The following is a 4,336-nucleotide window of genomic DNA, read 5'->3' as shown; positions in this document are numbered from 1 at the left end:
CTACCTATTATAGAGTGGTCATTACCGATAGCGCATCAGGATGTAACAGTGTTACTTCAAATGAAGCAGAGGTGATTATAAGTGCTTTACCAAGTGCACCTACCATAGATACAGTTGTGCAACCTACTTGTGATGTCGCAAATGGAACTATAAATTTAAATGGATTACCAACAGGAAATTGGACTTTATTTCAGACAGGAACGAGTTCGGCAACCTATAATGGGAATACAACAACATTTAGTATCAATACATTATCAACAGGATCATACAATTTTACTGTAAGAAATAGTAATAATTGTACAGCTTCTTCTGCTTTGACAGTTGTTTTAGGGAAGGTTATCTGTGCCAATAATGATGATTATAGTGGCACAGCAATTACAGGAGGCGATAGTACTTCAGATGTAACTGATAATGATACCTTAGATGGACACCTAGTAGTTATTGGAACCAATCTAGGAGAAGTAACCGTAAATCCAAATCCAACCGGAGTAACCAATCCAACGGGATTAACACTAGATCCAAACACAGGAATTATCACAGTAGCGACAGGCACTCCATCAGGAACTTATACCTATACTTATGAGATTTGTGAAAATGGCGCTAGTCCAGCAAATTGTGATACGGCAACAGTAACTGTGGTTGTAGCTAACCCAATAGTAGCAAATAATGATGATTATAGTGGTATAGCGATTACTGGAGGTGATAGTACTTCAGATGTAACCGATAATGATACTTTGGATGGAGTAGCAGTTGTTATTGGAACCAACCCAGGTGAGATTACTGTAAATCCAAATCCAACTGGAGTAACCAACCCAACAGGACTGACTTTAGATCCAAATACAGGAATCATCACGGTAGCGACAGGTACTCCATCAGGAACCTATACCTATACCTATGAGATTTGTGAGAATGGAGCCAATCCAGCAAATTGTGATACTGCTATAGCAACGATTCTAGTAAACAATCCAATTGTAGCAAACAATGATGATTACAGTGGTACAGCGATTACCGGAGGCGATAGTACCTCTGATGTAACCGATAATGATACTCTAGATGGAGTGGCAGTAGTAATTGGAACGAATCCAGGTGAGGTGACAGTCAATCCAAATCCAACTGGAGTAACCAACCCAACGGGATTAACACTAGATCCAAACACAGGAATTATCACGGTAGCAACAGGCACTCCATCAGGAACCTATAGTTATACTTATGAGATATGTGAGAATGGAGCCAATCCAGCAAATTGTGATACTGCTATAGCAACGATTCTAGTAGAGAATCCAATTGTAGCTAATAATGATGATTATAGTGGCACGGCTATTACCGGAGGGGATAGTACCTCCGATGTAACCGACAATGATACCCTAGATGGAGTCCCAGTAGTTATCGGAACCAATCCAGGAGAAGTGACCGTAAATCCAAATCCAACAGGAGTAACCAACCCGGCAGGACTGAGTTTAGATCCAACAACAGGAGTAATTACTATTGCTGTGGGTACTTTATCTGGAATTTACACTTACACTTATGAGATTTGTGAGAATGGAGCTAGTCCAGCAAATTGTGATACCGCAACGGCAACAGTTTTTGTAGGAAATCCATTAATAGCTAATAATGATGATTATAGTGGAACGGCAATTACAGGAGGTGATAGTACTTCGGATGTAACTGACAATGATACTTTAGATGGAATAGCAGTGGTAATTGGAACTAACCCGGGAGAAGTAACCATAAATCCAAATCCAACAGGAGTAACCAACCCGGCAGGACTGAGTTTAGATCCAAATACTGGAATTATCACCGTAGCTACCGGAGCCCCATCAGGAACTTATACCTATACCTATGAGATATGTGAGAATGGAGCTAGTCCAGCGAATTGTGATACAGCCACGGCAATAATTTTAGTTGAAAATCCAATCGTAGCCAATAATGATGATTATAGTGGAACAGCAATTACAGGAGGAGATAGTACTTCAGATGTAACCGATAATGATACCTTAGATGGAGTAGCAGTTGTTATTGGAACCAATCCAGGAGAGGTTACTATAAATCCAAATCCAACCGGAATAACCAATCCAACGGGATTAACACTAGATCCGAATACAGGAATTATTACGGTAGCAACAGGAACCCCATCAGGAACCTATACCTATACTTATGAGATTTGTGAGAATGGAGCTAGCCCAGCGAATTGTGATACAGCAACAGTAACAATATTAGTAGAGAATCCAATCGTAGCGAACAATGATGATTATAGTGGTACAGCAATTACAGGAGGCGATAGTACTTCAGATGTAACCGATAATGATACCTTAGATGGAGTAGCAGTTGTAATTGGAACCAATCCAGGAGAGATAACGGTAAATCCAAGTCCAACTGGAGTAACCAACCCAACAGGATTAACACTAGATCCAAATACAGGAATTATCACGGTAGCCACAGGCACTCCATCAGGAACTTATACCTATACTTATGAGATCTGTGAGAATGGAGCCAATCCAGCAAATTGTGATACTGCTATAGCAACGATTCTAGTAAACAATCCAATTGTAGCAAACAATGATGATTATAGTGGTACAGCGATTACAGGAGGCGATAGTATTTCAGATGTAACCGATAATGATACTCTAGATGGAATAGCTGTAGTTATCGGAACTAATCCAGGTGAAGTTACTGTAAATCCAAATCCAACCGGAGTAACCAATCCAACAGGATTAACGCTAGATCCAAATACTGGAATTATCACGGTAGCGACAGGAACTCCATCAGGAACCTATACCTATACTTATGAGATTTGTGAGAATGGAGCCAATCCAGCTAATTGTGATACTGCTATAGCAACGATTCTAGTAGAGAATCCAATAGTAGCAAACAATGATGATTACAGTGGTACAGCGATTACCGGAGGCGATAGTACCTCTGATGTAACCGATAATGATACTCTAGATGGAGTGGCAGTAGTAATTGGAACCAATCCAGGAGAAGTTACCGTAAATCCAAATCCGACGGGGGTAACCAATCCAACAGGATTAACGCTAGACCCGAATACTGGAATCATCACTGTAGCTGTTGGTACTTTATCAGGAACGTATACCTATACTTATGAGATTTGTGAGAATGGAGCTAGTCCAGCAAATTGTGATACAGCAACGGTAACAATCTTAGTGTCAAATTCAATTGTAGCAAATAATGATGATTATAGCAGCACGGCGATTACAGGAGGTGATAGCACTTCAGATGTAACCGACAATGATACTTTAGATGGAGCTCCAGTAGTGATTGGAACCAGTCCAGGGGAAATTACCGTAAATCCAAATCCAACTGGAGTAACTAACCCAACAGGATTGAGTTTAGATCCAAACACAGGAATCATCACCGTAGCTACCGGAACTCCATCAGGAACCTATACTTATACTTATGAGATTTGTGAGAATGGAGCTAGTCCAGCAAATTGTGATACAGCAACAGCAACAATTTTGGTAGAGAATCCAATTGTAGCTAATGATGATGACTACAGTGGAATGGGAATTATTGCAGGCGAAAACACTTCTGACGTAACCGATAATGATACGCTAGATGGAGTAGCAATAGTAATAGGAACCAATCCAGGTGAAGTTACCGTAAATCCAAATCCAACAGGAGTAACCAATCCAACAGGATTAACGCTAGATCCAAACACAGGAATCATCACCGTGGCTGTGGGAACTCCATCAGGTACATATAGCTATACTTATGAGATTTGTGAGAATGGAGCAAACCCAGCAAATTGTAATACGGCAACAGTTACGATTTTAGTATTAGAAGATACCGATGATGATGGTATTCCAGATATAGATGATATTGATGACGACAATGATGGGATTTTAGATGTTGATGAAGGAGATGGTTCAGTAGATACTGATGATGATGGTATTCCAGATAGTTTAGATTCAGATAGTGATAATGATGGTGTATTGGATGTAATTGAAGGGAACGATGATAATGGAGATGGTATTGCAGATGTACTTCCTTCAGGAGACGATACAGATGGAGATGGGTTGGATGACGCTTATGACCCTGATAATGGAGGAGAACCTGTAGATCTTCCGGATTCAGATGGAGATGGTACTTCAGATTATCAAGATACTGATGATGATAATGATGGAATTGATACTATAGATGAAAGCCCAGGAGATGATGATCCAACTACAAATGATGCTTTAGATACTAATGATAATGGTATACCAGATTATTTAGATACAGATACGAGTCCGTGTGGTACGCCATATAATATTTTAACTCCAGATGATGATGGAGATAATGATGTCTTCTATATTTCATGTATAGATAGCCCACAATA

Annotated in this window: 1 pseudogene; it reads left to right on the top strand. The window is 39.9% G+C overall.

The features are described 5' to 3' along the window. Window positions 1-4,336: pseudogene (locus Q0873_RS18130) on the top strand (hypothetical protein); the annotation flags it as partial.

Origin of the sequence: uncultured Tenacibaculum sp., from assembly GCF_947498805.1 — a bacterium.
In the GTDB taxonomy this organism is placed as follows: Bacteria; Bacteroidota; Bacteroidia; order Flavobacteriales; family Flavobacteriaceae; genus Polaribacter.
This window is presented reverse-complemented; position numbering and strand designations above follow the sequence as displayed.